The sequence below is a fragment of the SAR324 cluster bacterium genome (assembly GCA_029245725.1).
Lineage (GTDB): Bacteria > SAR324 > SAR324 > SAR324 > NAC60-12 > JCVI-SCAAA005.
Window position 1 is genome coordinate 1 of the sequence record JAQWOT010000229.1, and the last position, 1,605, is coordinate 1,605.

Here is a 1,605-nt window from a genome sequence, read left to right on the forward strand (position 1 = left end):
TGTTGAAACAATTGAAGAGAGCGTTGCCGAAACAGTGGAGGAAGTGGAGCAAGTCGTCAGCAAAGCCATAGATATTGGGTTGACCTTTACCCCAGTGATTGAAGAGTTGCAACTGACGCGGACCTCAACAGACCAGTTGACCCTTAAAGCGACCATCAGCGATGACGGTCCACTCAGCCAGCTACGTTACCAATGGTCCATGGAGGGATCTGTATTTTCGGAGCCAACCGGCAATCCAACCGTATTGCTGGGGTATCATGATAATCTAACCGGCACAATTACCCTAAGGGTAACTGATGAAAATGGCTCCGGTCGCAATGTGCTATTGACACGCCCCCTGAGTCTCGGGGAATTCCCTTACTCCACTCCATAGGAGAATAGTCATGTACAAGTTCATCTACTTTGTCCTGACTCTACTGCTGGTCACCCTGTTGGCCGGCTGTGCGACTGAACCCGAGAAAACTCAAATCCCTACTAACCCTGCAGAGCAACAAAATCCTGTAACAACAAACATCACTCCTATCCTGAACGGCTCAGAGGAGGTGACCCTGGAGGTCCTGCTCTCCGAAGGCAACACCATCCAGCAGGGGCGGAGCAAGAATCGCTATCTTGGGGGCTACAACGACATTGACAACATCAGCATTGATGTCAAGAACGCTACCAGCGGCTCCACCCTGCAGTCAGTCTACCTCAGCCAGGTGGGTGGTAGTTGGACTGGCAAGGTCTACAACATCAACATCGGCCAAGTCTACCAGTTTGACGGTCGGGCCTATGACAACAAGAGCCTGATGATCTTCAGCGGGACGACCCAGCAGTCACTGGATAATGGGACCAACGCGTTGAACCTGCGGATGGACCCGGTAGCTGACCAGACGGTGCTGGCGATTCCAAGAATTACCCGGATCATGGCACCTTCGAGCATTGGCACAGAGTTGACTGATTCTGTTCAGGTCGAAGTCGAAGGTTCCAGTGGCTCCAAGCTCAACTACAGCTTTGCTGCCCCAGAAGGTGGCTCTTTTAATCCAGCTGTGGGCTCCGTAAATTTATTAGGCACCTCAGCAACGCTCACCTCCAATTACACAGCACCCATTTCAGCTGGAGTGAGGAAAAATACAGTTCAGGTGACAAACAGTCAGGGAATTGGGGTTAAGTCCAGCTTCAGCATTGCAGTGAGCACGGTGAGCAATCCCAACATCGCAGGTATCCAATTCTCCCCCGTGGTCACCTCCCTGACTGGTTGGCGTGATAATGCGAGCAGCACGATCCTCTGGACTGCTGATGTCAGTGATGACAAGCCGTTGGATCAAATCCGCTATCAGTGGAGTTTCACTCGCAGTGATAATAATTCAGGTTTGACAACGCCAGGCTTCGATAATGCGACAGTCAATCCAGCAACCATGGTCAACTATAACCCCGCGATCAGCGGGACTCTGAAGGTGACAGTGACTGATGATAACGGTACCGGATCAAGTACCCAGATCACCTACAACGTCAAGCAGGGACAGTTCCCCAGCAGCTTGGTGGTGGATAAGCAAATCGTTGGGACTTTCACTTTGGTGACTAGCCTAGTCGGTGACAATAACTCGACAGTCAGCAGTATTGATC

General features: G+C 51.3%; 2 protein-coding genes. Both read left to right on the forward strand.

What is annotated here, in order from left to right:
- Positions 1–373: hypothetical protein (locus P8O70_12835; protein MDG2197744.1), on the forward strand; the 373-nt coding region annotated here is incomplete at its 5' end.
- A 10-nt stretch (positions 374–383) separates the two neighbouring features.
- Positions 384–1,605 (forward strand): hypothetical protein (locus P8O70_12840; GenBank protein ID MDG2197745.1); only part of this gene is annotated, 1,222 nt, incomplete at its 3' end.